25 protein-coding genes and 1 pseudogene are annotated in these 25416 nt (G+C 67.5%); 14 read left to right on the forward strand and 12 right to left on the reverse strand.

Annotation, left to right across the window (positions count from 1 at the left end; genetic code table 11):
• Nucleotides 1–229: 229 nt before the first annotated feature.
• The 8 genes from WS70_RS24235 to WS70_RS24270 all read left to right on the forward strand — a co-directional run bounded on the left by WS70_RS24235 (nucleotide 230) and on the right by WS70_RS24270 (nucleotide 8069).
• Entirely contained in the window at nucleotides 230–745 is a 516-nt protein-coding gene (locus WS70_RS24235) for a sugar dehydrogenase complex small subunit (RefSeq protein WP_059473993.1), read from the forward strand.
• On the forward strand, nucleotides 745–2358 hold the full coding sequence (locus WS70_RS24240) for a GMC family oxidoreductase (protein ID WP_059597683.1): 1614 nt from the start codon (nucleotides 745–747) through the stop codon (nucleotides 2356–2358). The genes WS70_RS24235 and WS70_RS24240 overlap by 1 nt, the downstream gene beginning before the upstream one ends.
• On the forward strand, nucleotides 2358–3722 hold the full coding sequence (locus tag WS70_RS24245; RefSeq protein WP_059597682.1) for a cytochrome c: 1365 nt from the start codon (nucleotides 2358–2360) through the stop codon (nucleotides 3720–3722). Before WS70_RS24240 ends, WS70_RS24245 begins: the two co-directional genes overlap by 1 nt.
• A gap of 184 nt (nucleotides 3723–3906) precedes the next feature.
• Nucleotides 3907–4320: a DoxX family protein gene (locus WS70_RS24250; RefSeq protein WP_059474054.1), complete on the forward strand. Its 414-nt coding sequence runs from the start codon at nucleotides 3907–3909 to the stop codon at nucleotides 4318–4320.
• A 52-nt stretch (nucleotides 4321–4372) separates the two neighbouring features.
• The gene (locus tag WS70_RS24255) at nucleotides 4373–5488 is read left to right on the forward strand and encodes a porin (RefSeq protein WP_059473996.1); all 1116 of its coding nucleotides are present in this window, start codon (nucleotides 4373–4375) and stop codon (nucleotides 5486–5488) included.
• Nucleotides 5489–5847: 359 nt separating this feature from the next.
• Nucleotides 5848–6537 carry an ABC transporter permease gene (locus WS70_RS24260; protein WP_059473997.1) on the forward strand — a complete coding sequence of 230 codons (690 nt, stop codon included), beginning with the start codon at nucleotides 5848–5850 and terminating at the stop codon, nucleotides 6535–6537.
• Nucleotides 6534–7247: an ABC transporter permease gene (locus WS70_RS24265; protein WP_059473998.1), complete on the forward strand. Its 714-nt coding sequence runs from the start codon at nucleotides 6534–6536 to the stop codon at nucleotides 7245–7247. Before WS70_RS24260 ends, WS70_RS24265 begins: the two co-directional genes overlap by 4 nt.
• Before the next feature lie 54 nt (nucleotides 7248–7301).
• Nucleotides 7302–8069: an ABC transporter ATP-binding protein gene (locus WS70_RS24270; protein ID WP_059473999.1), complete on the forward strand. Its 768-nt coding sequence runs from the start codon at nucleotides 7302–7304 to the stop codon at nucleotides 8067–8069.
• 67 nt (nucleotides 8070–8136) lie between these two features.
• Here the strand turns inward: WS70_RS24270 and WS70_RS24275 are convergent, their stop codons facing one another.
• A complete protein-coding gene (locus WS70_RS24275) occupies nucleotides 8137–9438 on the reverse strand; it encodes a UDP-N-acetylglucosamine 1-carboxyvinyltransferase (protein WP_059474000.1) in 1302 nt (433 codons plus the stop codon).
• Between the two features lie 246 nt (nucleotides 9439–9684).
• On the opposite strand from WS70_RS24275, the gene WS70_RS24280 reads away from it, so the two are divergent.
• Entirely contained in the window at nucleotides 9685–10179 is a 495-nt protein-coding gene (locus WS70_RS24280) for a GFA family protein (protein ID WP_059474001.1), read from the forward strand.
• 227 nt (nucleotides 10180–10406) lie between these two features.
• Here WS70_RS24280 and WS70_RS24285 read toward each other — a convergent pair whose 3' ends face one another.
• The 3 genes from WS70_RS24285 to WS70_RS24300 all read right to left on the reverse strand — a co-directional run bounded on the left by WS70_RS24285 (nucleotide 10407) and on the right by WS70_RS24300 (nucleotide 12799).
• On the reverse strand, nucleotides 10407–10676 hold the full coding sequence (locus WS70_RS24285) for a hypothetical protein (protein ID WP_226382959.1): 270 nt from the start codon (nucleotides 10674–10676) through the stop codon (nucleotides 10407–10409).
• A gap of 786 nt (nucleotides 10677–11462) precedes the next feature.
• The gene (locus tag WS70_RS24295) at nucleotides 11463–12071 is read right to left on the reverse strand and encodes a pyridoxamine 5'-phosphate oxidase family protein (protein WP_059474003.1); all 609 of its coding nucleotides are present in this window, start codon (nucleotides 12069–12071) and stop codon (nucleotides 11463–11465) included.
• A 185-nt stretch (nucleotides 12072–12256) separates the two neighbouring features.
• The gene (locus WS70_RS24300; RefSeq protein WP_059474055.1) at nucleotides 12257–12799 is read right to left on the reverse strand and encodes a hypothetical protein; all 543 of its coding nucleotides are present in this window, start codon (nucleotides 12797–12799) and stop codon (nucleotides 12257–12259) included.
• Between the two features lie 743 nt (nucleotides 12800–13542).
• Here WS70_RS24300 and WS70_RS24305 point away from each other — a divergent pair.
• Nucleotides 13543–14562, forward strand: coding sequence for a sensor histidine kinase (locus tag WS70_RS24305; RefSeq protein WP_059597701.1), 1020 nt, complete (start codon nucleotides 13543–13545; stop codon nucleotides 14560–14562).
• A 1-nt stretch (nucleotide 14563) separates the two neighbouring features.
• Nucleotides 14564–15295, forward strand: a complete 732-nt coding sequence (locus WS70_RS24310; RefSeq protein ID WP_059474004.1) for a LytR/AlgR family response regulator transcription factor — start codon at nucleotides 14564–14566, stop codon at nucleotides 15293–15295.
• Nucleotides 15296–15303: 8 nt separating this feature from the next.
• Here WS70_RS24310 and WS70_RS24315 read toward each other — a convergent pair whose 3' ends face one another.
• From WS70_RS24315 to WS70_RS24330, 4 genes and pseudogenes are all read right to left on the reverse strand, one after another.
• Nucleotides 15304–17145, reverse strand: a complete 1842-nt coding sequence (locus WS70_RS24315; RefSeq protein WP_059597681.1) for a chloride channel protein — start codon at nucleotides 17143–17145, stop codon at nucleotides 15304–15306.
• Between the two features lie 32 nt (nucleotides 17146–17177).
• Nucleotides 17178–17591, reverse strand: coding sequence for a MarR family winged helix-turn-helix transcriptional regulator (locus WS70_RS24320; protein ID WP_059474006.1), 414 nt, complete (start codon nucleotides 17589–17591; stop codon nucleotides 17178–17180).
• A 112-nt stretch (nucleotides 17592–17703) separates the two neighbouring features.
• On the reverse strand, nucleotides 17704–18867 hold the full coding sequence (locus tag WS70_RS24325; protein ID WP_059597680.1) for an HPP family protein: 1164 nt from the start codon (nucleotides 18865–18867) through the stop codon (nucleotides 17704–17706).
• Between the two features lie 75 nt (nucleotides 18868–18942).
• Nucleotides 18943–19207: pseudogene (locus tag WS70_RS24330) on the reverse strand (hypothetical protein).
• A gap of 20 nt (nucleotides 19208–19227) precedes the next feature.
• Between WS70_RS24330 and WS70_RS24335 the strand changes: the two are divergent.
• Entirely contained in the window at nucleotides 19228–20196 is a 969-nt protein-coding gene (locus WS70_RS24335) for a LysR family transcriptional regulator (protein WP_059474008.1), read from the forward strand.
• 154 nt (nucleotides 20197–20350) lie between these two features.
• On the opposite strand, the gene WS70_RS24340 is transcribed toward WS70_RS24335, so the two are convergent.
• Entirely contained in the window at nucleotides 20351–21436 is a 1086-nt protein-coding gene (locus WS70_RS24340) for a calcium:cation antiporter (RefSeq protein WP_059474009.1), read from the reverse strand.
• Between the two features lie 386 nt (nucleotides 21437–21822).
• Here WS70_RS24340 and WS70_RS24350 point away from each other — a divergent pair, with 386 nt between their 5' ends.
• Entirely contained in the window at nucleotides 21823–22494 is a 672-nt protein-coding gene (locus WS70_RS24350; RefSeq protein ID WP_059474010.1) for a MarC family protein, read from the forward strand.
• Between the two features lie 48 nt (nucleotides 22495–22542).
• Here WS70_RS24350 and WS70_RS24355 read toward each other — a convergent pair whose 3' ends face one another.
• From WS70_RS24355 to WS70_RS24365, 3 genes are all read right to left on the reverse strand, one after another.
• Entirely contained in the window at nucleotides 22543–23451 is a 909-nt protein-coding gene (locus WS70_RS24355) for a CPBP family intramembrane glutamic endopeptidase (protein ID WP_331457991.1), read from the reverse strand.
• Between the two features lie 188 nt (nucleotides 23452–23639).
• Complete coding sequence (locus WS70_RS24360) at nucleotides 23640–24290, reverse strand: NrsF family protein (protein WP_059474012.1); 651 nt, start codon at nucleotides 24288–24290, stop codon at nucleotides 23640–23642.
• Nucleotides 24287–24946 (reverse strand): sigma-70 family RNA polymerase sigma factor, encoded by a 660-nt coding sequence (locus WS70_RS24365; RefSeq protein ID WP_059597679.1) that lies wholly within the window; start codon nucleotides 24944–24946, stop codon nucleotides 24287–24289. Before WS70_RS24365 ends, WS70_RS24360 begins: the two co-directional genes overlap by 4 nt.
• Nucleotides 24947–25082: 136 nt before the next feature.
• Between WS70_RS24365 and bufA1 the strand changes: the two genes are divergently transcribed.
• The gene (bufA1, locus tag WS70_RS24370) at nucleotides 25083–25403 is read left to right on the forward strand and encodes a BufA1 family periplasmic bufferin-type metallophore (protein ID WP_059474014.1); all 321 of its coding nucleotides are present in this window, start codon (nucleotides 25083–25085) and stop codon (nucleotides 25401–25403) included.
• Nucleotides 25404–25416 lie beyond the last annotated feature (13 nt).

Raw genomic sequence — 25416 nt, forward strand, 5'->3', positions numbered from 1 at the left:
GCTGCGCATTCCGGATAGTTCGGATGCCGTAACTCCATATTACGAAACAGTTTCTTGCTGAAACTGAAAAAAACAGCCGGAGCCACAATGCAAGGGAATGCAAAACGATTTGATGAACTATATAAGGTATTGTTCAATTGGCGATGAGCGCGTACATTTCGGGTCCGCGCCGGCGTTCGGGACATATCAAGACTCGTTTTCCCGAACCCGACGCCTGAGAGAAGGAACGATGAATAACGACACCAATCCCCACGCGCGTCGCTCGGGCGACGCGGCCGAGCCCATGGGTGGGGGGCTCACTCGACGCCAATGGCTGCAGCGCTCGCTCGCGCTGACCGCATTGGGCCTTGCCGGCTCGCTCACGTTGCGCGCGCTCGCCGAAGGTCCGAGCGCCGCGCCGCTCGATGCGTTCATGACGCTGTCCGAAGCGTTGACCGGCAAGACCGGCCTGAACCGCGCGGTCGGCGAACGGTTGCTGCGTGCGCTGCAGAAGGGTTCGTTCGAACTCGGCGACGGGCTGCCGAAGCTTGCCGGCTCGCTCGCTGCGAACGCGCTCACGCCCGATCAGGAAGCCCTCTCGCTGCGCATTCTCGAAGCGTGGTATCTCGGCATCGTCGACAACGTCGTGATCACCTATGAAGAAGCGCTGATGTTCGGCGTCGTGTCGGACACGCTCGTGATCCGCTCGTACTGCCCCAGCAAACCCGGCTTCTGGGCCGACAAACCGATCGAGAGGCAAGCCTGATGGCCGATACACAGCAAGCCGACGTCGTTGTCGTGGGCTCGGGCGTCGCGGGTGCGATCGTCGCGCATCAGCTCGCGATGGCGGGCAAGTCGGTGATCCTGCTCGAAGCCGGCCCGCGGATGCCGCGCTGGGAGATCGTCGAGCGCTTTCGCAACCAGCCGGACAAGATGGACTTCATGGCGCCGTATCCGTCGAGCCCGTGGGCGCCGCATCCGGAGTACGGCCCGCCGAACGATTACCTGGTCCTGAAGGGCGAGCACAAGTTCAACTCGCAGTACATCCGCGCGGTGGGCGGCACGACGTGGCACTGGGCTGCGTCCGCGTGGCGCTTCATTCCGAACGACTTCAAGATGAAGACCGTCTACGGCGTCGGCCGCGACTGGCCGATCCAGTACGATGATCTCGAGCATTACTACCAGCGCGCCGAGGAGGAACTGGGCGTCTGGGGGCCGGGCGCCGAAGAGGATTTGCTGTCGCCGCGCAAGCAGCCGTATCCGATGCCGCCGCTGCCGCTGTCTTACAACGAGCAGACGATCAAGACCGCGCTCAACGGCTACGATCCGAAGTTCCACGTCGTGACCGAACCCGTCGCGCGCAACAGCCGTCCGTACGACGGCCGTCCGACCTGCTGCGGCAACAACAACTGCATGCCGATCTGCCCGATCGGCGCGATGTACAACGGCATCGTCCACGTCGAGAAGGCCGAGCAGGCGGGCGCGAAGCTGATCGAGAACGCGGTCGTCCACAAGCTCGAAGTCGGCCCGCAGAAGAAAATCGTCGCGGCGCGCTACAAGGACCCGAAGGGTGTCGAGCATCGCGTCGAAGGCAAGTACTTCGTGCTCGCCGCGAACGGCATCGAGACGCCGAAGCTGATGCTGATGTCGACGAGCCACGATTTCCCGAACGGCGTCGGCAACAGCTCCGACATGGTCGGCCGCAACCTGATGGACCACCCGGGCACGGGCGTGTCGTTCTACGCGAGCGAGAAACTCTGGCCGGGCCGCGGCCCGCAGGAGATGACGTCGCTGATCGGCTTTCGCGACGGCGCGTTCCGCGCGACCGAAGCGGCGAAGAAGATCCATCTGTCGAATCTGTCACGCATCGACCAGGAAACGCAGAAGATCTTCAAGGCCGGCAAGCTCTTGAAGCCCGCCGAGCTCGACGCGCAGATCCGCGACCGTTCCGCGCGCTACGTGCAGTTCGACTGCTTCCACGAGATCCTGCCGCAGCCAGAGAACCGGATCGTGCCGAGCAAGACGGCGACCGACGGGATCGGCATCCCGCGCCCGGAAATCACCTACGCGATCGACGACTACGTAAGGCGGGGCGCGGTGCACACGCGCGAGGTCTATGCGACCGCCGCGAAGGTGCTCGGCGGCACGGATGTTGCGTTCAACGACGAGTTCGCGCCGAACAACCACATCACCGGCGCGACGATCATGGGCGCCGACCCGCACGATTCGGTCGTCGACAAGGACTGCCGCACGTTCGACCATCCGAACCTGTTCGTTTCGAGCAGCGCGACGATGCCGACGGTCGGCACGGTGAACGTGACGCTGACGATCGCGGCGCTCGCGCTGCGGATCTCGGACCAGTTGAAGAAGGAAATCTGATGCCGAAACGAACCCTTTCCTTCGTACTGGCCGGCTGCCTCGCATTGCCCGGCCTGGCGGGCGCGGCGGACGCCGCCACGGCTGCGTCCGCGCCCGCCGCCGCTGCGTCCGCGCCGGCTGCGGCCGCCGCGATCGCCCCGGCCGCACGCTCCGGCGATGCTGCGCTCGTCGAACGCGGCCGCTATCTGGCCGTCGCGGGCGACTGCATGGCGTGCCACACGGCGAAGGGCGGCAAGCCGTTCGCGGGCGGCTTGCCAATGCGTGCGCCCGTCCTCGGCACGATCTACACGACCAACATCACGCCCGACAAGGAAACGGGCATCGGCGACTGGACGTTCGCGGACTTCGAGCGCGCGGTGCGTCATGGTGTCGCGAAGAACGGTGACAACCTGTATCCGGCAATGCCGTACGTGTCGTATGCGAAAGTCACCGACGACGACGTGAAGGCGCTCTACGCGTACTTCACGCACGGCGTCGAACCGGTCAGGCAGCCGGCGCGCAAGAACGACATTCCGTGGTATCTGAGCATGCGCTGGCCGCTCAAGATCTGGAATCTCCTGTTCCTGAAGGACGGCGCGTACCAGCCGAAGCCCGAGCGCGGCGTCGAATGGAACCGCGGCGCGTATCTCGTGCAGGGCCTCGCGCACTGCGGCACGTGCCACACGCCGCGCGGCGTCGCGCTGCAGGAGAAGTCGCTCGACGATACGGGCGGCGGCAGCTTCCTTGCGGGCTCGGTGCTGTCGGGCTGGGACGGCTACAACATCACGTCGGACACGAGCGCGGGGATCGGCGGCTGGTCGCAGCAGCAGCTCGTCCAGTACCTACGCACGGGCAGCGTGCCGGGTCTCGCGCAGGCGGCGGGGCCGATGGCCGAAGCGGTCGAGCACAGCTTCTCGCAGATGACCGATGCCGACATCGGCGCGATCGCGACGTACATCCGCACAGTGCCCGCCGTCGCCGACGGCAGCGCGAAGGCGCGCTCCGCATGGGGCAAGCCGGCCGAGGACGGGATCCGGCTGCGCGGCGTCGCGCTCGCGTCGACGGGCATCGATCCCGCGCGGCTCTATCTCGGCAACTGCGCGAGCTGCCACCAGATGCAGGGCAAGGGCACGCCGGACGGCTACTATCCGCCGCTCTTCCATAACTCGACCGTCGGCGCGCCGAATCCGACGAACCTCGTGCAGGTGATCCTGAACGGCGTCGCGCGCAAGGCGGGCAAGGAAGACGTCGGGATGCCGGCGTTCCGCCACGAACTGTCGGATGCGCAGATCGCCGCGCTGACGAACTACCTGACCGTCCAGTTCGGCAATCCGGCGGCGAAAGTGAGCGAACAGGACGTTGCGAAGCTGCGCGCCTCGCAGTAACGTACGGGTCGGTTATCCGGCGATCGAGGAGGACGGCATCGCACCGGGCGGCTGTCCGGTGGCAGGTCGCAGTCGACAGGGAGGCGGCTCACGGCGTGCGCCGTGAGCCGTGAGCCGCCTCGGTTCGCAACCGGCACGTGCGCGACGCCTCGCGCGCGGCGTCCGCTTCCCGCTCCAGACGATAATGAGACAAACCTTCCTTGCGCCTCAGAAAGACCTTCTCCTGCTGCTTTCCCGCATTCTGCTCGTCATCCTGTTCGTGATCTTCGGCTGGGAGAAACTGCTGAATTTCTCGGGCACAGTCCAGTTCATGGCGGCCGAGGGCACGCCGTTGCCGTCGGTCGCGGCGGTCGTCGCGGTCGTGATGGAGTTCTTCGTCGGCATCGCGATCCTGATCGGCTTCTACACGCGGCCGCTCGCGCTCTTGCTCGGCCTCTACACGATCGGCACCGCGATCATCGGCCATCACTACTGGTCGATGCCGGCCGCCGAGCAGATGAACATGATGATCCACTTCTACAAGAACATCGCGATCACGGGCGGCCTGTTCGCCCTGTGCGCGGCTGGCCCCGGACGCTATTCGATCGATCGCGGTTGAGCGGCGTGCCGGACGTGTTTGGAACCTGAGAGAAGACAATAGGCGGAGAACAATGGGTTTTCATTCGAAGAAAATGATGGCTGCGATCGTCGCGGCCGGGCCGGCGCTCGCTTGCGCGCAAACGAGCGTCACGCTGTACGGCCGGGTCGACGGCGGCATCGAATACCTGAATCACATCGCGAACCCTTCGGGCGGCAGTTCGTCGCGCTGGAGCGCCGAGAGCGGCGACTGGGGCACCAGCATGTTCGGCCTGAAAGGCGTCGAGGATCTGGGCGGCGGCACGGCGGCGATCTTCAACCTGGAGACCGCGTTCCAGGTGATGAACGGCACGACGGGCGGCGGCCGGATGTGGTCGCGGCGCGCGTACGTCGGCCTGAAGAACGACATGTGGGGCACGCTGCAGGCGGGCCGCAATCTTTTCATCGACAGCGACGGCGTGTGGGAATTCGATCCGTTCGTCCAGCAGGCGTTCTCATCGGCGTCGCTCGTGCGCGGCCGCAACTGGCAGCAGACGAGCAACAACGTCGAATATCACAGCCCGGTGTTCGGCGGCTTCGACGTGCAAGCGCAATATGCGTTCGGCAACCAGTCGCGCGGCTTCAACTACGGCGCGCCCGGCGACTTCGGCCGCTCGGACGGCGTGATGCTCTCGTATCACTCGCCGATGCTCGACGTGCGCGGCATGTACGACGAGCTGCGCGACAGCAACGGCCGCATGAGCAACATCTTCTCGAGCTCGCGCGAGTACTTCATCGGGGCGAACGTGAAGGTGCAGAAGTTCAAGATCCAGGGCGCCTATACGCATTACTCGGCGCCCGACACCCCGGCGGGCCTCGCCGATCGCGCCGATCACTTCTGGCTCGGCGCGACGTATCAGGCGAATCCGCAGTGGGCGGTGACGGGCGGCGGCTACTACGTGCGCGTGCGCGGCGGCGACGGCGGCGATGCGTCGCACGATCCGTCCGGCCACGCGATCATGTATGCGCTCGGGACGACTTACAACCTGTCGAAGCGGACTTTCCTGTACGGCACGGTCGCCTATGTGCGCAACGGCGGGAATTCGAACTTCTCGCTGCTCGCGACGCCGCGCGACGCGACGCCGAACACGAGCCCGCTCGCGGGAGAATCGCAGACGGGCGCATACGCCGGGATGATGCATACGTTCTGACGCGCACGTCGCACGATGCGGGAGGAAGGGCTTCGGCGTGTCGGCCGAAGCCCTTTTTTCATGGGCCGGCGGCGCGGCGAACGCACCGGATCGTTCCTCGCGGCGGATTCGTTTCGCGGTCCGGACGAATGTGCGCCGCGGCCCGCGCAGCGTTCGAGCATGACGCGTCCGATTGGACATTAGATAGAAACACTGATTGCTGGCCATAGTCGGACGGCGCAAAGTTGTACATACAACTTCGGCGCGACTGAAATCGCCGCCAGAAGCCGTTCGTAAGCTCCCGGAAACCCGACGGACAGGTTGCGCGCCCGCTTCGCGGCGACGGCGTGCCGCGCCCGTGCACATCGAGGAAATCGCAGATGCTCTTTCAAGGCTTCGGTCCGCTGCTATGGGCCGGCACGGTCGAAACGGTCAAGCTCGCCGTCCTTTCGCTCGCCGCGTCGCTCGCGCTCGGGCTCGCGGGCGCGGCGGCCAAGCTGTCGCCGAACCGCGTGCTGGCCGGCATCGGCACGTTCTACACGACGCTGATTCGCGCGGTGCCGGATCTCGTGCTGATGTTGCTGCTGTTCTACGGGATCCAGATCCTGCTGAACGACGCGACCGACATGCTCGGCGTCGATCAGATCGACATCGACCCGTTCGTCGCGGGCATCGTCACGCTGGGCTTCATCTACGGCGCTTACTTCACCGAGACGTTCCGCGGTGCGTTCCTCGCGGTGCCGCGCGGTCAGCTCGAAGCGGGCTTCGCGTACGGGATGAGCTCGTGGCGCGTGTTCGCGCGAATCATGTTCCCGCAAATGATGCGCTTCGCGCTGCCCGGCATCGGCAACAACTGGCAGGTGCTCGTGAAGGCGACCGCGCTCGTGTCGATCATCGGCCTCGCCGACGTCGTGAAGGCGTCGCAGGACGCAGGCAAGAGCACGCTGAATTTCTTTTTCTTCACGCTCGCGGCGGGCGCGATCTATCTCGCGATCACGACGCTGTCGAATCTCGTGTTGATGTATCTAGAAAAACGCTATTCGGCGGGTGTGCGGAGGCTGGCGCTGTGATTCAGATCATCGGTCAATATTGGCAGAACTACCTGTTCAGCGACGGCTACCGGATCAGCGGCCTCGCGATCACGCTGTGGCTGCTCGTCGTGTCGATCGGGCTCGGCTTTTGCCTCGCGGTGCCGCTCGCGATCGCGCGCGCGTCGCGCAACCGCTTGCTGTCGCGCACGGTCTGGCTCTACACATACGTGTTTCGCGGCACGCCGCTCTACGTGCAGCTACTGCTTTGCTACACGGGCATCTATAGCCTGGGCGTCGTGCACGATCATGCGTGGCTCGACAGCTTCTTCCGAAGCGCGATGAACTGCACGCTGCTCGCGTTCACGCTGAACGAATGCGCGTATGCGACCGAGATCTTCGCGGGCGCGATCAAGTCGACGTCGCCGGGCGAGATCGAGGCGGGGCTCGCATACGGGATGTCGCGGTTCAAGCTGTACACGCGCGTGATCCTGCCGTCGGCGTTGCGCCGCGCGCTGCCGAGCTACAGCAACGAAGTGATCCTGATGCTGCACGCGACGACGCTCGCGTTCACGGCGACCGTGCCCGACATCCTCAAAGTCACGCGCGACGTCAATTCGGCGACCTACGCATCGTTTCAGGCGTACGGGATCGCGGCCGTGCTGTATGCGGTCGTCGTGTTCGGCCTCATCTGGCTGTTCCGCCGGATGGAGGCGCGCTGGCTGGCGTTCCTGAGACCGCAGGGACGCTGACGCGCACAGCGGCATCGATCAACGAAGCTCAACGACGATCAAGGACGACGGCGAATGTACAAGCTCAGTGTGGACGACCTGCACAAGAAGTTCGGCGACAACGAGGTGCTGAAGGGCATCTCGATGAAGGCGAAGGCGGGCGACGTGATCAGCATCATCGGCTCGAGCGGCTCGGGAAAGAGCACGTTCCTGCGCTGCATCAACTTTCTCGAGCAGCCTTGCGCGGGCACGATCACGCTCGGCGACGAGTCGATCCGCGTGGCGCGCGACAGGCGCGGCGCGCCGAAGATCGGCGATCCGAAGCAATTGCAGCGGATGCGCGTGAAGCTCGCGATGGTGTTCCAGCACTTCAATCTGTGGGCGCACATGACCGTGCTCGAGAACGTGATCGAGGCGCCTGTCAGCGTGCTCGGCCTGTCGCGCGCCGAGGCCGAGGCGCGGGCGCGCGAGTACCTGCGGAAAGTGGGGCTCGCGCCGAGCGTCGAGGCGAAATATCCGTCGCACCTGTCGGGCGGCCAGCAGCAGCGTGTCGCGATCGCGCGCGCGCTCGCGATGGAGCCCGAAGTGATGCTGTTCGACGAGCCGACGTCGGCGCTCGATCCGGAACTCGTCGGCGAAGTGCTGAAGGTGATGCAGGCGCTCGCGGAAGAGGGACGCACGATGATCGTCGTCACGCACGAGATGGGCTTCGCGCGCAACGTGTCGAATCACGTGATCTTCCTGCACCAGGGGCGGATCGAGGAAGAGGGACATCCGCAGGATGTGCTCGTCAATCCGAAGAGCGAGCGCCTGTCGCAGTTCCTGTCCGGCCGGCTCAAGTAGGCGGCCGACGAGCGCCGGTGAGGGCGCGGCGCGATCTCGCGCGCGCGCGCCGGCACCGCCCATCGATTTACTCGCTGCTCGTCCACTCGACGTTCGCGCCGACCGAGCGCAGATTCTCGACGAAATGCGGATGCGCGCGCCGGATCGGCTGCGCATTCAGGATCTCCGAGCGGCCGTCGATGCTCGCCGCGACCATCAAGAGCGCGATCGCGACGCGGATGATGTACGGGCTTTCGACGCGCGCGGGGCTGAGCGGCAGCCCGCCGAACGTGATCAGCCGATGCGGATCGGACAGGAACACGTGCGCGCCGAACTTCGACAGCTCGCCCGTCCAGCCCATCGCGCCGTCGTAGACCTTGTTCCAGAACATCACGCTGCCTTGCGCCTGCACGCCGAGCGCGATGAAGATCGGCAGCAGATCGACAGGCAGGTACGGCCACGGCGCGGCCTCGACCTTCGTCAGGATGTTGCGCGTGAACGGCTGCTTGACCTTCAGCGGACCGTCGCGCAGCGCGTGCGACCAGCCGTTCTCGTGCGCGACCTGAACGCCGAACTTCGCGAAGGTCCGGTCGATCAGCGGAAACTGCTCGGGCGAGCCGTTGCGCACCGCGATGTCGCCTCCCGTGATCGCGCCGAGTGCGAGGAACGTCGCGATCTCGTGGAAGTCCTCGTTGAAGCGGTACTCGCCCCCCGCGAGCGCGCGGCCGCCCTGGATGCTCAGATGCGACGTGCCGATGCCTTCGATCGGCACGCCGAGCATCGCGAGGAATCGGCAGAACTCCTGCACGTGCGGCTCCGACGCGGCGTTGACGAGCGTCGACGTGCCGTTCGCCGACGCCGCGCACAGCACGAAGTTCTCGGTCGTCGTGACCGACGCGTAGTCGAGCCAATGATGATTCGACGTGAGCGGCCCGTCGGCGCGCACGATCAGCGAATCGGACGTGCGCTCGATCCGCGCGCCGAAGCGCTCGAACACCTCGACGTGCGGGTCGATTTCGCGCACGCCGAGCGTGCAGCCCTTCACGTCGTTCTCGAGCCGCGCGACGCCGAAGCGCGCGAGAAGCGGCGGCACCAGCATGATCGACGAGCGCATTTCCTCCGGCAGCCGGTGCACGGCCGGATCGAACGCCGTCGCGCGGTGGTGCAGGTCGAGCGCGCCCGTCGCGTAGTCGATCGACACGTCGCTGCCGAGCGTGCGGAAGATGTCGAGGATCTTGCGGACATCGGTGATGTCCGGCACGCCGACGAGCCGCAGCGGCTGGTCGGTGAGAAGCGTCGCGCACAGGATGGGCAAGACGGCGTTCTTGTTGGCGGACGGCGTGATTTCTCCGCGAAGCGGGGCGCCGCCATGGACGATCAGGTTCGACATGTTCGGATGCAGGTGGGTGTAATGACACGCAAGGTCGATATCATGCCATCGTTCGCCAGGATTTCGCAGATTCGTCGTGCGGCGCGGCATGCACGCGTGCTGCGGCAAACGGGCGGCGCAGCGCGGGCGGGCACGGGCTGGCTGGCGGGCGCGCAACGCTGGGGCGCTTCACACGCATCGCGCGAAGAGGGATCATCGCATGGTGAGAAACATTGGCGGTCGTACCCTTTTCAAGCGAGGCGACGTATGCAAACCGATGATTCCCCGATCTACGAAGGCGGCTGCACGTGCGGCGCGGTGCGCTACCGGATGACATCCCGGCCGCTCATCGTGCATTGCTGCCATTGCCGCTGGTGTCAGCGGGAAACCGGCACGGCGTTCGCGCTGAACGCGCTGATCGAATCGGACCGCTTGCTGCTGCTGCGCGGCGCAGTCGACATCGTCGATACGCCGTCGAACAGCGGCAAGGGCCAGAAGATCGCGCGCTGCCCGCGTTGCCGTGTCGCGGTGTGGAGCCACTATGCGGGCGGCGGCAGCGCGGTGAGCTTCGTTCGCGTCGGTACGCTCGACGATCCGGATCGCCTGCCGCCCGACATCCATATCTTCACGTCGTCGAAACAGCCGTGGGTAATCCTGCCGCCCGACGCACGCGCCGTGCCCGAATACTACGCGTCCGACGAGATCTGGTCGGACGAGAGCCTCAAGCGGCGCGCGATGCTGCGTGCGAAGCGGGATCGTTAGCCGTCTCGATGGCCGTTTCGCCGGCGGGGCGGCAATCTGCCCGGCATCTCCGGCGCGTGACATGAAGAGGCTGCGTCTGACGGAGAACGGGTCGAGTCGATGACGGCGCGGCTTGCGCGCATCGATCAATGCGCGCAAGCCCTGCAAACGACACGCCGACGCGGCTTTCGCCGCGCCGGCGTGTCGGGACCATGCGGCTCATGCCGGCGTGGCCGGCATGTCAGGCTTTACAGGCAGCTATTGATGTCGCCTGCGGCCGCGCTGTCCGCCGAGCCGCTGCCCGCGCGGAAGCCGACCCACGTCTTCGCGTTGCCGGAGCGCGCGGGGCGCACGACCGCGGCCGCGCCGTTCGGCGGTTGCTGGCCCGGCACATAGACGTCAGCCGCGAGACCGTTCGCGAGCACTTCCTGCGTGACGACCTGCTGTTGCGCCTTGTCGGCCCAGGTTTTCGCGATGCAGGTCGAGACATCCTGCGCAGGCTTCTGGCTCTGTCCCACGTTCTGGACGTCGGCGCCCGCGGCGCTGGCCGAAGTTGCCACAATCAATGCGATGAACGGTAAATATTTCACGTTATCTCCCTCTGGTCGTGAATCGTGAATCGTGAATCGTGAATCGGATTTCAACGGATACTACGATCCAATGTGAGTGCGCATCGTCGGCGATGTTCCGGGCGATTCGGAAACAAGATGTTAAGGAGCTTGCCAAGCGAAGCGGAGTGCACCGGGCGTCGTGTACGCGATTGCTGCGCCGCACGCGCATGTGCGACGACCCGGCGTTGCCGAGGCGTCGCGTGTGCTTGCGGATGAATTGATTGGTGCTGCGAAGGCGTGAAGAAGAGAAAGCGGTGCGCGGATTGCCGTCCGTCATACGGGATTCGGCGCGATCGAAACCGTCAGCCTACGCCGCGCAGTTCTCCGACCGCTTGGCGTAGGGTGCATGCTAACGGTGGCCCCGTCGCGTTCGTATTCGTTGAGTTCATAATGGCAAAGACCGCGCGCGACGACTGTTAAGCACGTTCAAATCGACGGGCAAAGATTGTCATAGATTGTTTGGCGCGCGGCGCGCGTTTGACGGAGTATGCAGCCTTCAAAACTGACGAAGCTATCAACTCACGGGACTCACGCCTTGGACAGCGAAAGTCGATCTCCGAGCAGTCTTCCCGCCTGACAGGCGGAACGTCCGCCGGCCCTTCCGTTTTTTTTCCGCCGCCGTTCCGCCATCGCGCCGACGCCGCGCGATCGAGCAAGCGGCGCCGCATTCTCGGCGCGCATCCGCCGATCGAATCAATAGAGCCGCGTGCGATTGCGCTCGTCGAGTTCGCGCTCGTATTGCTCGGCGTCGAATCCGGCGGGCGCGAGCTTCTTCAGGATCGCGCCCGGCGACGGCAGTTCCGTGCGCGGCACGTGCTTCGAGGCATCCCACAGCTGCGAGCGCAGAAACGCCTTCGAGCAATGGAAATAGACGGCTTCGATGTCGACGACGATCGCCGCCTTCGCCGGCTTGCCGTCGACCGCGAACGACGCGAGCAACTCGGGATCGATCGACACCTTCGCGCGGCCGTTCACGCGCAGCGTCTCGCCGACGCCCGGCACGACGAACAGCACGCCGACGCGTCCGTTCGTGACGATGTTGCGCAGTGTGTCGATGCGGTTGTTGCCGGGACGGTCGGGGATCGCGAGCGTGCGCGGGTCTAGCACGCGGACGAAGCCGGGGCGGTCGCCGCGCGGCGAACAGTCCAGGCCGCCCGCGCCCGATGACGCGAGCACGACGAACGGCGACTTCGCGACGAATGCGCGGTAGTCGTCGCTCATGTACGGGATTTCCTTCCACAGCGAGCGATCGCTCGGCTTGCCGTAGTGCGCTTCGAGTTGTTCGAGTGTCGTGAGAAGCATCGGTGATCCTGCGTGAACCGGCCGGCGGGGCAGTCATTATGCCGGCTGCACCGAATTCCTGTCGCGGGCGGCGCGGCGGGCGGTCCGCGGCTCGTCGCGATCCGGCTCGATCGCGGCGAACCGCGGGACAGCGTGGTTGAGTGCGGCTCGACGGGCTCGTGCGGCGTCCCGATGGGCGTCGCGCCTCAATTCGAATCGAAGGTATAAGCGCCGTCGTTGTCGCGCGGCCCGTTCGCGTATCGGATGCAGCGCGCGACCACGTTGATCGCGCGGCCGAGCGGCATGCCGGCGAGCAGGCCCCAGAGCGCGAACGACAGCAGGGCGAACGTGCTCGTCGCGACCCATGGCTTCGCGGATGCGACCGCGTAGTGCAGGTACGTTTCGGCGGCGAAGGTAAGCATCAGCGTCGCGAGCAGGCTCGCGTCGCCGGGCAGCCGGACGAGCAAACGCGCTTGCCTGACGTTGAATTGCAGCCGCCAGCGGCGCGCGTGGAGCCAGCCGACCGTTGCGCCGGCCGCGAGTCCCGCCGCCGCGACGGCGTCGGCTCCCATGCCGGCGTGCGGAAACAGCGTGTTGAGGCTCGTGATGCCGAGCGTCACGAACACGATCGGCGACAGCAGCGGACGTGTCGGCGTCACGTCGCACGGGAAAGAGCGTTTGACGCCGAGGTAGACGAGCGCGCAGAACAGTATGTAGACGTAGGTCGGGAGATGGAATGTCGAGTACATGATCGAGAGTGCATTCATCGGCTTGTCTGTCCACCACGATAGGGGCGATCGAGCGGGTTTGCCGTCGTTTGCGACGAACGGCGCGTTCCGGGCGACGAACGGCGTCGACGTGCGATGAGCACGCCGGGGGGAAACGCGGCGACGCCGCCCGGCGTGATCCGCGGGGCTGCGAATTCGCCAGATTTCGGGGCGAGCGGGCTGCGGCTCGAGTGGCGCGGCGCGTGCAGTCGAGAGCACGCGGCCGTGCGCGGCGGCATTGACGATGTTGATCGTTCGGCGATCGCAACGCCGGGCGGCAGGCGATGTTTCGCCACCTGTCGCTTGTCAGTCACTCGTCACGTGTCGTGTCGTCGCCGTGCATCGCGCGTGGCGCGGACATGATCGCCATCCTGCGTCGCGGCATTAGACGCCGGGCGATCGGCGTCATGCGATGGCGGGCGGCGGAATGCACGCGCGACGGCGACGGCCACGGGGAGGGGCGCGCGACACGCTTGTCGAATCCCGCGCGGCCGATCGGCGCGGCGCTCCACTACAATCGTGACCGAGGCGCCGTCGCCCGTCGGATGCAGCGGCGCCTCGTCGCGCGTCGGCGCTGTTCGTCGCGCGCGACGCCGTCACGACGCACTTGGCGCTCAGTTGTGGAATCGCACTTCCATTCGCGTTCACGCTCGTTCGACACCATGCAAAGCCGGTTCCATTCCTTTTTTTCTGCGCGGACACCCGATTCCGGCGCCCCGCGGCCCGTGCGCAGGATGCTGGCGTTGGCCGGTCTCGTGCTGTTCAACAGCATCGTCGGCCTGAGTTTCTGGGCGAACCGCCGCGACGACGCGGTGCTGCCTTATCTCGTGCTCGCGAACGGCATCGGCCTGTCCGCGCTGCTGCTCAGCCGGTGCGTCCACCAGCTGACGCGTGGCAAGCTCGCGGTGCTGCCGAAGGTGCTGATCATCGCGCCGGCCAGTGTCTTCGCCGGCTTCGAGATCACGGCGTCGACGATCGGGTTCGTGCCGCATCTGATCGGGCGCGCGAGCGTTCGGGAGTGGCTCGCGTACGGGTCGTCGTTCGTCGTTACCGGCGTGGCTTGCGCGTTCCTTTCGTTGTTCATGCAGGCGGCGCGGATGCGCGCGTCGCTCGAGACGCAGCGCCGGGAGGCCGCCGAGGCGCGTCAGGCGGAGACGGCCGCGCGCCTCGCGCTGCTGCAGGCCCAGATCGAGCCGCACTTTCTTTTCAATACGCTCGCGAACGTGCAGAGCCTGATCGAGCGCGATCCGGCCCGCGCGTCGATGATGCTCGACAGCTTGAACCGCTATCTGCGCGCGAGCCTCGGCCGCACGCGCAAGTCGACGTCGACGCTCGGCGAGGAGCTCGAACTCGTCGAGGCGCTGCTGCAGATCGCGTCGATCCGGTTGGGCGGGCGGCTGCGATACGCGATCGACGTGCCCGCGTCGTTGCGGAAGCTGGCGTTTTCGCCGCTGCTGTTGCAGCCGCTCGTCGAGAATGCGCTGCTGCACGGGATCGAGCCGTCGATCGACGGCGGCGAGATCCGCGTGAGCGGCCGGCGCAACGGCGGGATGCTCGAACTCAGCGTGATCGACACCGGGGTGGGCCTCGGCAACGGAGAAACCAGGCTTCATGGCGGCGTCGGACTGGCGAACGTGGTCGCGCGCATCAAGCGTCTCCACGGCGAGCGCGGCCGCGTGTCGGTCGGCGCGACGGCCGGCGCCACGCGGGGCGTGACCGCGACCTTGCTGATTCCGATCGATTGACATGCCGACTGCACTCATTGCCGATGACGAACCGAACCTTTCCGCCGAGCTCGCCGGGCGTCTTGCCGAGCTGTGGCCCGAGCTCGAGATCGTCGCGATGCCGCGCAATGGCGTCGACACGCTGGCGGCGCTCAACGCCGCGCGTCCCGACATCGCGTTTCTCGACATCCGGATGCCGGGCATCGACGGGTTGAAGCTCGCGAGCCTCGTGCCCGGCGTGCACGTGGTCTTCGTGACGGCATACGACGAATATGCGGTCGAGGCGTTCGATCGATCGGCGGTCGATTATCTGCTGAAGCCGGTGACGGACGAGCGGCTGCTGCGCTGCATCGCGAAGCTGCAGCGCGGCGGCTTTGCGCTGGTGAGCGCGGACGCGCTGTCGGACGCGAGGACGTCGAAGGAGCCGACGCTGATCCGCTGGCTGACGGTGGGCCTGAAGGATACGACGCGGCTCGTGTCCGTCGACGACGTGCTGTACTTCCAGGCGCTCGACAAATACACGGAAGTGGTGGCGAACGGCGAGCGGCATGTGATTCGCACGCCGCTCAAGGAACTGCTGCCACGGCTCGACCCGGATCGCTTCGCGCAGGTGCATCGCGGCGTGATCGTTGCGTATGCGGCGATCGACCGGATCGAGCGCGATCTGCTCGGGCGCCTTCGCATTCATTTGCGCGGCCATCGGGACGTGCTGCCGGTGAGTCGCGCGTATGCGGGGCTGTTCAAGCACATGTGATGTGCCGCTCAGCCCGTCTTGCGCGTCGGCGCGAAGCGGCGCGTCACGAACGCCGCCGGATGCACGCGGCGGAAACGCTCGCGCTTGTGCTCGTCGTCGAAGTGCCGCAGCGCCGGCTTCACGAGATCGCTGCGCGAGACGATGCCGGCGAGCCGCATCGTCTCGGGACCTGCAATGACCGGCAGACGCTCCAACTGATGCACGGCGAGCCGCGTCGCGACTAGGCGGCAGGTCTCGTCGGCGAGCGCGAAGACGGGCGCGCGGCGCGGAAGCACGTCGGCTACCCGCACGTCGGCTACCCGCATGTCGCCCGCCTGCGCAGCGCCGACGCCAGCGCCGCCCGCACGCGCGCCGCCTCCGCGATCGAGCGTCGCGCGATCGAGCAAGCCGATCAGCACCCCGTCGCGCACGACCGGATAAGCGCGGTGCGCCTGCGTCGCGCCGAAGTACCGCGCACGCGCGATGTCGACGCTCAGGTCCGCATCGATCGTGACGACGTCGCGCGTCATCACTTCATCGACGTAATGACGCTCGAGCGGATCGACGCCGTACTCGCGATAGATGTGATAGCCGCGCCGCGCGATCTTCTCAGTCATGATCGAGCGCTTCATCACGATGGTCGCGAAGCCGTGCGCGACGAGCGTCGCCGCGAGGAGCGGCAGCAGCGCGTTCGTGTCGTGCGTGAGGCCGAAGGCGAACACGATCGCGGTGAGCGGCGCGCCGAGCGTCGCACCGAGTGTCGCCGCCATGCAGACGAGCGGCCACAGCGCCGGATCGCCGCCCGGCAGCACGGGCCCGAGCAGCGTGCCGAGCCCCGCGCCGAGCATCAGGAGCGGCGCGAGCACGCCGCCCGACGTCCCCGAGCCGAGCGCGATCACCCAGATCGCGGCCTTGACGACGAGAATGGCAAGCGCGAACTGCAGCGCGATGTTGCCGTGAAGCAGATCGCCGATCACGTCGTAGCCGACGCCGAGCGCGCGCGGCTCGATCAGCCCGCCGATCCCGACCGCGAGCCCGCCGATCGCGGGCCACCACATCCAGTGGATGGGCAGCTTGCCGAATCCGTCCTCGGTCTTGTAGAGCGCGACGGACAGCCCGCACGCGAGCGCGCCGGACAACAGGCCGGCAAGCACGCACGAGCCGAGCGCGGCGGCCGACGGCGGCGCGGTCACGAGCGGAAACAGCGGGCCGACGCCGAAGAACGCGGCGCGCGCGAAGCCCGCGACCGCGCACGCGAGCGCGACGGGCAGGAAGCTGCGCGGCCGCCATTCGAACAGCAGCAGCTCGACGGCGAGCAGCACCGCGGCGACGGGCGTGCCGAACACGGCGGTCATCCCGGCCGTCGCGCCGGCGACGAGGAGCGTCTTGCGCTCGGCGGCCGTCACCTTCACGAACTGCGCGATCAGCGAACCGATCGCGCCGCCCGTCATGATGATCGGACCTTCCGCGCCGAACGGCCCGCCGCTGCCGATCACGATGCCCGATGCGAGCGGCTTCAGCACCGCGACCTTCGGCGACATCCTGCTCTTGCCGAACAGGATCGCCTCGATTGCCTCGGGAATCCCGTGGCCGCGGATCTTGTCCGAACCGAAGCGCGCGATCAGTCCGACGACGCCGCCGCCCACGACCGGCGCCGCGACCACCCAGGGTCCGAGCGTGTTCAGTGCGGGCGAGCGGTCGGCGAACGAAAACTGCTGGAAGAAGAACAGGTTCGTGAACAGGTGGATGAGACTCAGCAGCGCGAATGCGGCGAACGTGCTGAGCACGCCGATCGCGAGCGCGAGGAGCGCGATGCGCGGCAGTCGTGCGTTCGACGCGAAATCGCGTTTGTGTGGGGTGGCGATGCTCATGATGTCGGGGGAACGTGGTTGGTTTTATCGGATCAGTAATCGATCTGCGGCACCTGGAACGCGCCGCGCAGCGATTTCAGCTCCGCGCGGTGCAGCTCGGCGAGCCGTGCGAGCACGCGCTCGCCGGCCGGCTCCAGATGCACTTCGACTTGCCGGCGATCGGTCTCGCTCGGCTTGCGCCGGACGAGCCCGACCGCTTCGCAGCGCGTCACCAGCGCGACGACGCCGTGATGCTGCGCCTGCAGCCGCTCGGCGAGCTCGCCCACCGTCGCCCAGTCGCGCTCGGGATAGCCCTTGATGTGGAGCAGCAGCAGGTATTGCAGCGGCGTGATGCCCTCGCTTTGCGCGGCCCGCTCGGAGAAGCGCTCGAAGCGCCGCATCTGATAGCGGAATTCGGAAAGCTGTTCGAAGTCTGCCTTGCGCAGCTCGCGTGCCGGTTTCGTCATCGACGTTCCAACGTGATCGAAAAGTGCGCAAATATATCATAATGTGATGTATTTTGACGGCATCCGGCGTGCTCGAATTCATTGTGCCGATTCCTTGCGCGATTCCTTGCGCTTACGCGGCGAGACGCACCTGCGACTGCCGATAGAGCCCGGCGATCAGGTCCGCCTGCGTGACGATGCCGGCGAGCGTCTGGTTCGCGTCGACGACCGGGATGTGGTGGTGGCCGTGATCGGCGAAGAGCGGCACGAGCTCGGCGATCGGCGTCGTCGTGCGCACCGTGTGCACGCGCGTGCTCATCACCGTCCGCGCGACGAACGCCGGGCCGGCGAGCGTGCGCGGCAGCCGCGCGGACAGGCTGCGCAAGAGGCTTGGCGTCGCGTACGGCGCGGCCCTCGACAAGTCCGCGCGCGTGACGATGCCGACGACGCGCGTATTCGCATCGACGACGGGCAGCGCCTTGATCCGGTGCCGGTCGAGCAGCGTCATCGCGGCGGGCAGCGGCGTGTCGGGCGCAATGCTGATCGTCGGGCGCGTCATGATGTCGGCGCACGACAGCTCGTCGAACGTGCGCGCGTACGCGCGCAGCTCGGTTTCGCGCAGCAGCGATTCGAGGTCTTCCGGCGCGACGTCGAGCCATTCGCTGCGGCTTTTCAGCACCGCTTCGAGATCGGCGCGCACGAAGCGCGCGTGCAGCGGCGTCACGGCCGCATCCGACTTCGGTTCCGGCTGCGGCTGCGCGCCGCCGTGCGGATAGCGGTGGCCGGTGAGTGCGTGATAGACGAGCGCCGCGCCGAGGAGGGCGGCCGATTGCAGCGCGATCGGCTCGACGACGAAGCGAAAGCCGAGCGCGTGCACGGCCGGGCCGCCGACGACCGCCGTCAGCGCGACCGCGCCCGACGGCGGATGCACGCAGCGCAGCGCGAACATCGCGCCGATCGCGCACGCGATCGCGAGCGACGCGGCGAGCACGGGATCGGCGATCCATTGCGCGCACCCGACGCCGACCGTCGCCGCGACGAGGTTGCCCCCGATCAGCGACCACGGCTGCGCAAGCGGGCTCGCCGGCACCGCGAACAGCAGCACGGCCGAAGCGCCCATCGGCGCGACGAGGAGCGGCACGTCGCCCGGAATGCCCGGCAGCATGCGCATCGCCACACCGACGCAGCCGATGCCGGCGAGCGCGCCCGCGCACGAACGCAGGCGTTCGCGCCAGCCGAGCGTCACCGGAATCGGGACGAAACGCAGGAGCCAATGATGAAGGCGATGACGAAACACGAGAGACGAAGACGAGGTCGGACTGCCGTAGCGTAAAGGGAAGGTGCGCCGGTCGGTCGCGCGCCGAGCGCGAAATTATATGTCATTGTGATACAAATTGCCGACCTCGCCGAGCTCGGGGCCGGCTGTCGGCGTTTCGGGATGCGGGAAAATGGGCGCGAGCGAGCGCGCCGGCGCGCATCGGCGTACAATTTCGCCGATCTGATCCCGACGAATCACATAATTTGCCGTCCCCGATGCCCGCCTTCCGCCTTCCCATGGCCTGCGCATCCGGTCGATCAGCCGCCTTCCGGCCGCGTTCAGCGGCGCTTGCCGCATCTCGCCGGCCATCGTTTCTCATCCCTACCCGAAGCCAATCCCATGGACATGCTCGATAACATGCGCCTGTTCGTGCGCGTCGTCGAAGCCGGCAGTTTCACCGCGGTCGCGAAGGAAATCGACGCGACCACCGCTCAGGTGTCGCGTGCCGTTTCGAATCTCGAAGCGCACGTGCAGACGCGCCTGTTGCACCGGACGACCCGTCACCTCGGGTTGACCGAAAGCGGCCAGCGCTACTTCGAACGCGCGAAGTCGATCCTCGCCGAGATCGACTACGCGAACGCCGAGGCGCGCAACGCGCTGCTGCGGCCGAGCGGCAAGCTGCGCATCCATGCGATGACGGGGCTCGGGCAGAGTCACGTGGTGTCGTCGATCGTTCGCTATCAGGAGGACAATCCCGACGTGTCGGTCGAGCTGACGCTCGCGCAGCGGATGCCGAATCTCGTCGAGGAGGGCTACGACGTGTCGATCGTGTCGGCATCGCATCTGCCCGATTCGGGCTACGTCGCGCAGACCTGCGGGACGAGCTGCAGCGTGCTCGTCGCGTCGCGCGAGTATCTCGCGCGGCACGGCACGCCGACGACGCCGGAGGCTCTCGCGAAGCACGTGTGCCTGCGGCTCGACACGCCGGCGTCGCCGGGCGGCGAATGGCGGCTCGAGCGCGACGACGGCGACGAGACCGTGTATGCGCTGCCGCCCGCGCCGTTTCAGGCGAATGTGCCCGATGCGCTTTCGGTCGCGGTGCGCGCGGGGCGCGGGATCGGCTCGATCGCGCTGTACACGGCGCTCGACGACATCCGCGAAGGGCGGCTCGTCCGCGTGCTGCCGAACTATCGGCTCGACACGCTGAGCGTCTACGCCGTCTATGCGACGCGCCGCTACCTCGACGCGAAGATCCGCACGTTCCTCGATCATCTGCGCACGACGTTGACGCCCGCGCTCGCCGAGGATGTCGTGGAGCTCGACCGGCTCACGCGTGCCGCCGCCCAGCCGGCGCGCAAGCGCGCGTGAGCGTGAACGTGTGAGCGGCTGCCGCGTTCCGTGCGCGCAATGATCGCAACGCAACGCGAACGGCGCGGGCCCGGCGGCTCGCCGCCGAATTCGACAGAGGGAGACGTGAAGCGAAGCCGCGCGCACCGGACGATGCCGACGCGCGCGGGCGGCGTCAGTGCGTGACCGACAGGAACAGGTAGGCGGCGAACAGCGACAGGTGCACGACGCCGTGCAGCACGGTCGTGCGTCCCAGGCTCAGCGTGAGCGTGCTGACGAGCAGCGTCAGCGACAGCAGCACCGTCTCCATCCCGCCGATGCCGAGCGTGAGCGGGGCGCCCGTCGAGATGAACACGGCCGCGACGGTCGGGATCGTGAGGCCGATGCTCGCGAGCGCGGAGCCGAGCGCGAGATTCATGCTCGTTTGCAGCCGGTTCGCGCGCGCCGCGCCGACCGCGGCGAGCCCTTCCGGCAACAGCACCAGTGCGGCGATCACGATGCCGACGGCCGCTTCGGGCGCGCCGAGCCTGAACACTGTGCGCTCGACTGCGGGCGACAACAGCTTCGCGAGCAGCACGACCGCGATGAGGCTCACGAACAGGAACACGATGCTCGTGAGCGTGGTGCGGCCGCTCGGCGGCACCGCGTGGACGGATTCGTCGGCGCTGCCGTCGATCAGGAAGTAGTCGCGGTGACGGACCGTCTGCACGAACACGAACATGCCGTACAGCACGAGCGACGACACGCCGGCGAACGCGAGCTGCGACGTCGACAGATGCGGGCCGGGCGCGGCGCTCAGGTAGTTCGGCATCACGAGCGACAGCACCGACAGCGACGCGAGCACCGCGAGCGCCTTCGTCGCGCCGCGTCCCTGGAAGTCCTGCTCGCCGTGCTTCCAGCCGCCGACGAGCAGGCACAGCCCGACGATCCCGTTGCAGACGATCATCACCGCGGCGAACACGGTATCGCGCGCGAGCCCGGATTTCTCGGGGCCGCTCGTCAGCATCACCGACACGATCAGCGCGACCTCGATCACGGTGACGGCGATCGCGAGCACGAGCGTGCCGAACGGCTCGCCGACGCGATGCGCGACGACTTCGGCATGATGGACGGCGGCGAACACGGCGCCCGCGAGCGCGGCGGCGACGATTACGATGACGAAGCCTTCGGCCGGCACGACGCGCGACAGCGCGAGCACCAGCCAGGCGGCGAGCGGGGCGGCGAGTGTCCAGCGCGGGAGGGCGGGCGATGAGATCGGCATGGCGTGTCCTTGGTCGAGGCGAGGCGCGAGCGGGGATTCTAACAGGCGGTCCGGCGCCGATATCCGGCAAGCGGCCGCGCGATGCGGCGCGGACCACGCAGACGGCCAAGCCGAAACACGCCGCCGTCGCGCCGCCGACGGTTGCGAGAACTGTAAGACATCTCGATGGCCGGCGGGCGTCGCGGTGCTGCCCGCGGGCGCGATTTCGACGACCGCGACGGGCAAGGCGAAGCGGGTGATCGACCGGCGCGGCGAGGCGGCGTGAAGGCGGCGGCCGCGTGGCGGCGCGCATGCGGCCGGCCGGCCGTTCGGCGCGCCGCGCATGCTCTACAATGGCGCGGCCGCGCGCGCGGCGTCTCTCAACCTTTCGTCTTCCCGGCCACTCGATGATCGTCGACCGCCTGATCTCCGAAATCCTGTTCGGCTTCACCGGCCTCATGGGCATCATCAATCCGTTCGGCATCGCGTTCCTGTTCCTCGAACGCACCGAGTCGCTCACCGAATCGCAGCGCGCGGCGCTCGCGCGCAAGGTCGCGATCAACGCGTTCATCGTGCTGCTCGCCGCGTTCTTCGTCGGCACGCCAGTGCTGCATTTCTTCGGGATTTCGCTCGAGGCGCTGCGGATCGGCGGCGGCCTGGCGGTTGCCGTCGCCGGCTGGCAGATGCTCAACCAGCCCGACGTGCCGAGCGGCGGCGACACCGCGGCGCAGCCCGTCGAACCGCGCAACGCGATGGCGCGCGCGTTCTTCCCGCTGACGATTCCGCTGACGACGGGCCCCGGCTCGATCGCGACCGCGATCGCGCTGAACGCGAACCGCACGCACAAGCTGTCGGAGTTCTTGCTGTCGAGCATCGTGTCGGTCGCGGTGTCGGCGCTCGCCGCGCTCGTGATCTGGCTGACGTACAGCCGCGCGGCATTCCTCGCACGCTACCTCGGCAGCGAAGGGACGAAGGTTGCGATGCGGGTGTCGGCGTTCCTGCTGCTGTGCGTCGGCGTGCAGATCATGCTGACGGGCTTCTCCGAGTTCCTGCAGCCGCTCGCCGACCAGATCAAGTGATCGACGCGGCGTGACGCGCGGCCGGACCGGCCGCGCGCGAGAAGACGCTCAGCGTGCGGCCGCGAGCATCGGATAGGTGAACAGGCCGAAGTGCGCGAGATTCAGGCCGACGTGCGCGAGCACCGCGGCTTGCAGTCCGCCCGTGCGATACGCGAGCCCGTAGCCGATGCCCGCGACGGTCGCGAGCGCGATCCATTGCCAGCCCCCAGCGGCGTGCGCGGCGCCGAACAGCAGCGCGGCGGCGACGAGCGCGACCGCGCCTGCGGCCGGTACGCGGTTCGCGAGCAGCCGGCTCAGCCCGCCTTGCAGATAGCCGCGGAACAGCGCTTCTTCGGCGAAGCAGACGAACAGCAGATTGTTCGCGAGCCACAGCCATGCGGAGTCGGGCCACTTCGGCGCCCAGCCGACGAGGCCGACGCCGAGCGCGAACACGAGGCAGACCGCGGAGGTCGCGACGGCCGCGACGATCCCCGTGCGCCATGCCCGCGCGCGGTCGTCGATCGGCTGGAGCCATGGCAGCACCCACAGCAGCCAGAAGCCGGCGAGCGGCTTGTCGAGATTCACGTACATCGTAAACGGCGCGGCGTCGGGCGTGTAGCGCACGGGGCCGATCACGCGCGGGTTGTGAAAGCCCGGCAGCCAGTGGAGCATCAGCGCGACCGCGAGCACGACGAAAACGACGTGTCCCGCAACGCGGACGGCCGCGGGGCGCTGGGGGGCGACTGCGTACGCCGCGGCCGCGAGGAGCGCGATCGGCGCGAGCGCGACGGGTGCCATCAGGCCGGTCGCAAATGCCCCCGCATAGCCGAGCGCGCCGAGGCCGATGCTCGCCGCGCGCAGCTTCGGAATCCAGACGGCCGCGAGCGCGGCGACGAAGAGAGCGGCCCATGGAGCCGCGAGCCAGAGGGTATTGCCAGACATGAATCGCACCACGAATGATCTGATGAAAGGCCGCACATCATAACGCGTTCGTGGTCGCGAGCCGGACGCTCGTGGCGCGGGACTCGCATCGGAGTCGGTGCGGCGCGCGTCGAATCGTCTGTTTTCCGGGCCATGCAGCGCGCCGGGCGGCGTCGTCCGACGTTGCCGCGCCCGCGCGCGTCGGGATCGCCGAGTGCGGATATCGGGCGCGCTCCGGCTCCAGGCTAACGCGCCACCCACGCGAACAGCCGTTGTCCATACCGGGCGCCGGCAACCGACGCGAGCACCGCGACGCCGACATTCCAGACGAGAATCATCGCCGTCGCGTCGATCGGATGGAACAGCGACAGCGCGACCGCGGACAGCGCGGAAACCGCGAGCCCGCCCGCCGTCGCCACCGGCATCGGCGCGAGTCGCGCGACGTGGCGCGACATCAGCAGCAGGGCGAGCGACAACGGCACGCCGACGAGCGTGAGCGTCGCGAAGCAGCGCAGCGTTTCGCCGGGCGATATGCCATTCGGCCCGATCTCGACCCAGTCCGTCAGGCAGCCGTAGCCGATCGTCGACATCCAGACGAGCAGCGCGGGCGTCGGCAACAGCAGCCATCGCAGCGAGCGTCCCGGGATGCCGACGACGAACGCGGCGACAGCCGACAGCACGCCGGTCAGCATGGCGGCGGCCACGCGCGTCGCGAACATCGGCTCGTGCAGCTTGAGCGGCAGGTCGGGCCGCGTCCGGTGCGCGACGGCCACGCACACGAGCAGCGCCGCCGCGAACAACAGCCATCCGGCCGCCCGCCAGGTCGGCGCGTGCAGGCGCCGGACCGGCGCGGCATCGGTCACGAGCGATTCGATCAGTGCGCCGGTCGACCTCATCGGCCATTTCCCCGTTGTTGCAGCAGCTTGCGCAGCGTCGCGACGCCGCGATGCACGGCGACCTTCAATGCGGCGACGGTCATCCCGGTCGCCAATGCGGCTTCCTTCAACGACATCTCCTCGAATTTCAGCAGACGGATCGCGTCGCGCTGTCCGGCCGGCAGCCGGGCCAGCATCTCGCGCAGCACCGCGGCGTCGGCGGCTTCCTCCATAAGATTCGCTCCGACGCCGGGCAAGGTTTCATGCTCCGGATCGAGCGGGATTTCGCGAGCGGCCGCGCGTCCCGAGCGGCGCAGCGCGTCGACCACGCGCCGGCCGGCGATCGCCACGAGCCACGGGCCGAACGGCCGCTCGGGCGCGTACGTGTGACGCATCTGATGAAGGGTGATCAGGATGTCCTGCACGACATCCTCGACGGCATCCGGATGGACGCCGTGGCGGGCCGCGAAGCGCCGAAGGTACGGCGCGACGCTGTCGAGCAGGCGGCGGTACGCGCCGCGATCGCCTGCCTGCGCGCGCGCCATCAGCGTCGACCAGTCGGGCGAGCCGTCGGCGCGGATCGCGGTGTGCGCGCAAGCGTCGTCTCGCGCGCTGGGGGCGGGGGGCGGCTCGCTCGCCCGGAGCCGCGTCCCGTCATGATGCATTTCGTCGGTCATGGTCGTCCACGCTCTGCGTCGGTGGCGCGGCGCAAAAAATCTTCGTTGCGCCGCGTAACCTTTTGTCGCGCCGGCGCGAAATTTCTGACAAGGTCGCATCCCCGCGATCGCAAATCCCCTCTCAGGAGAAGACACCATGAGCAGATCCGCTTTGACGATTTCGTCGCTGTCCGCCGCGATCGGCGTCGCGCTCGCGATGCAGGCCGCGCCCGGGCAGGCGCAAGGCATGAAGGACATGAGCGGCATGCCGCAGATCGTGAAGGACAATATGGCAAGGATGGCGCAAAACAAGCTCGAGAAGTGCTACGGCATCAATGCGATGGCGAAGAACGACTGCGCGGAAGGCGCACATTCTTGCGCCGGCCAGGCGAGCCAGGCGCGCGACCCGAAGTCGTTCGTGCTGCTGCCGGCGGGCGATTGCAGCAAGATCTCGGGCGGCATGCTGAAGGCCGGCTGACGCGCGCCCGATC

Origin of the sequence: Burkholderia mayonis, from assembly GCF_001523745.2 — a bacterium.
In the GTDB taxonomy this organism is placed as follows: Bacteria; Pseudomonadota; Gammaproteobacteria; order Burkholderiales; family Burkholderiaceae; genus Burkholderia; species Burkholderia mayonis.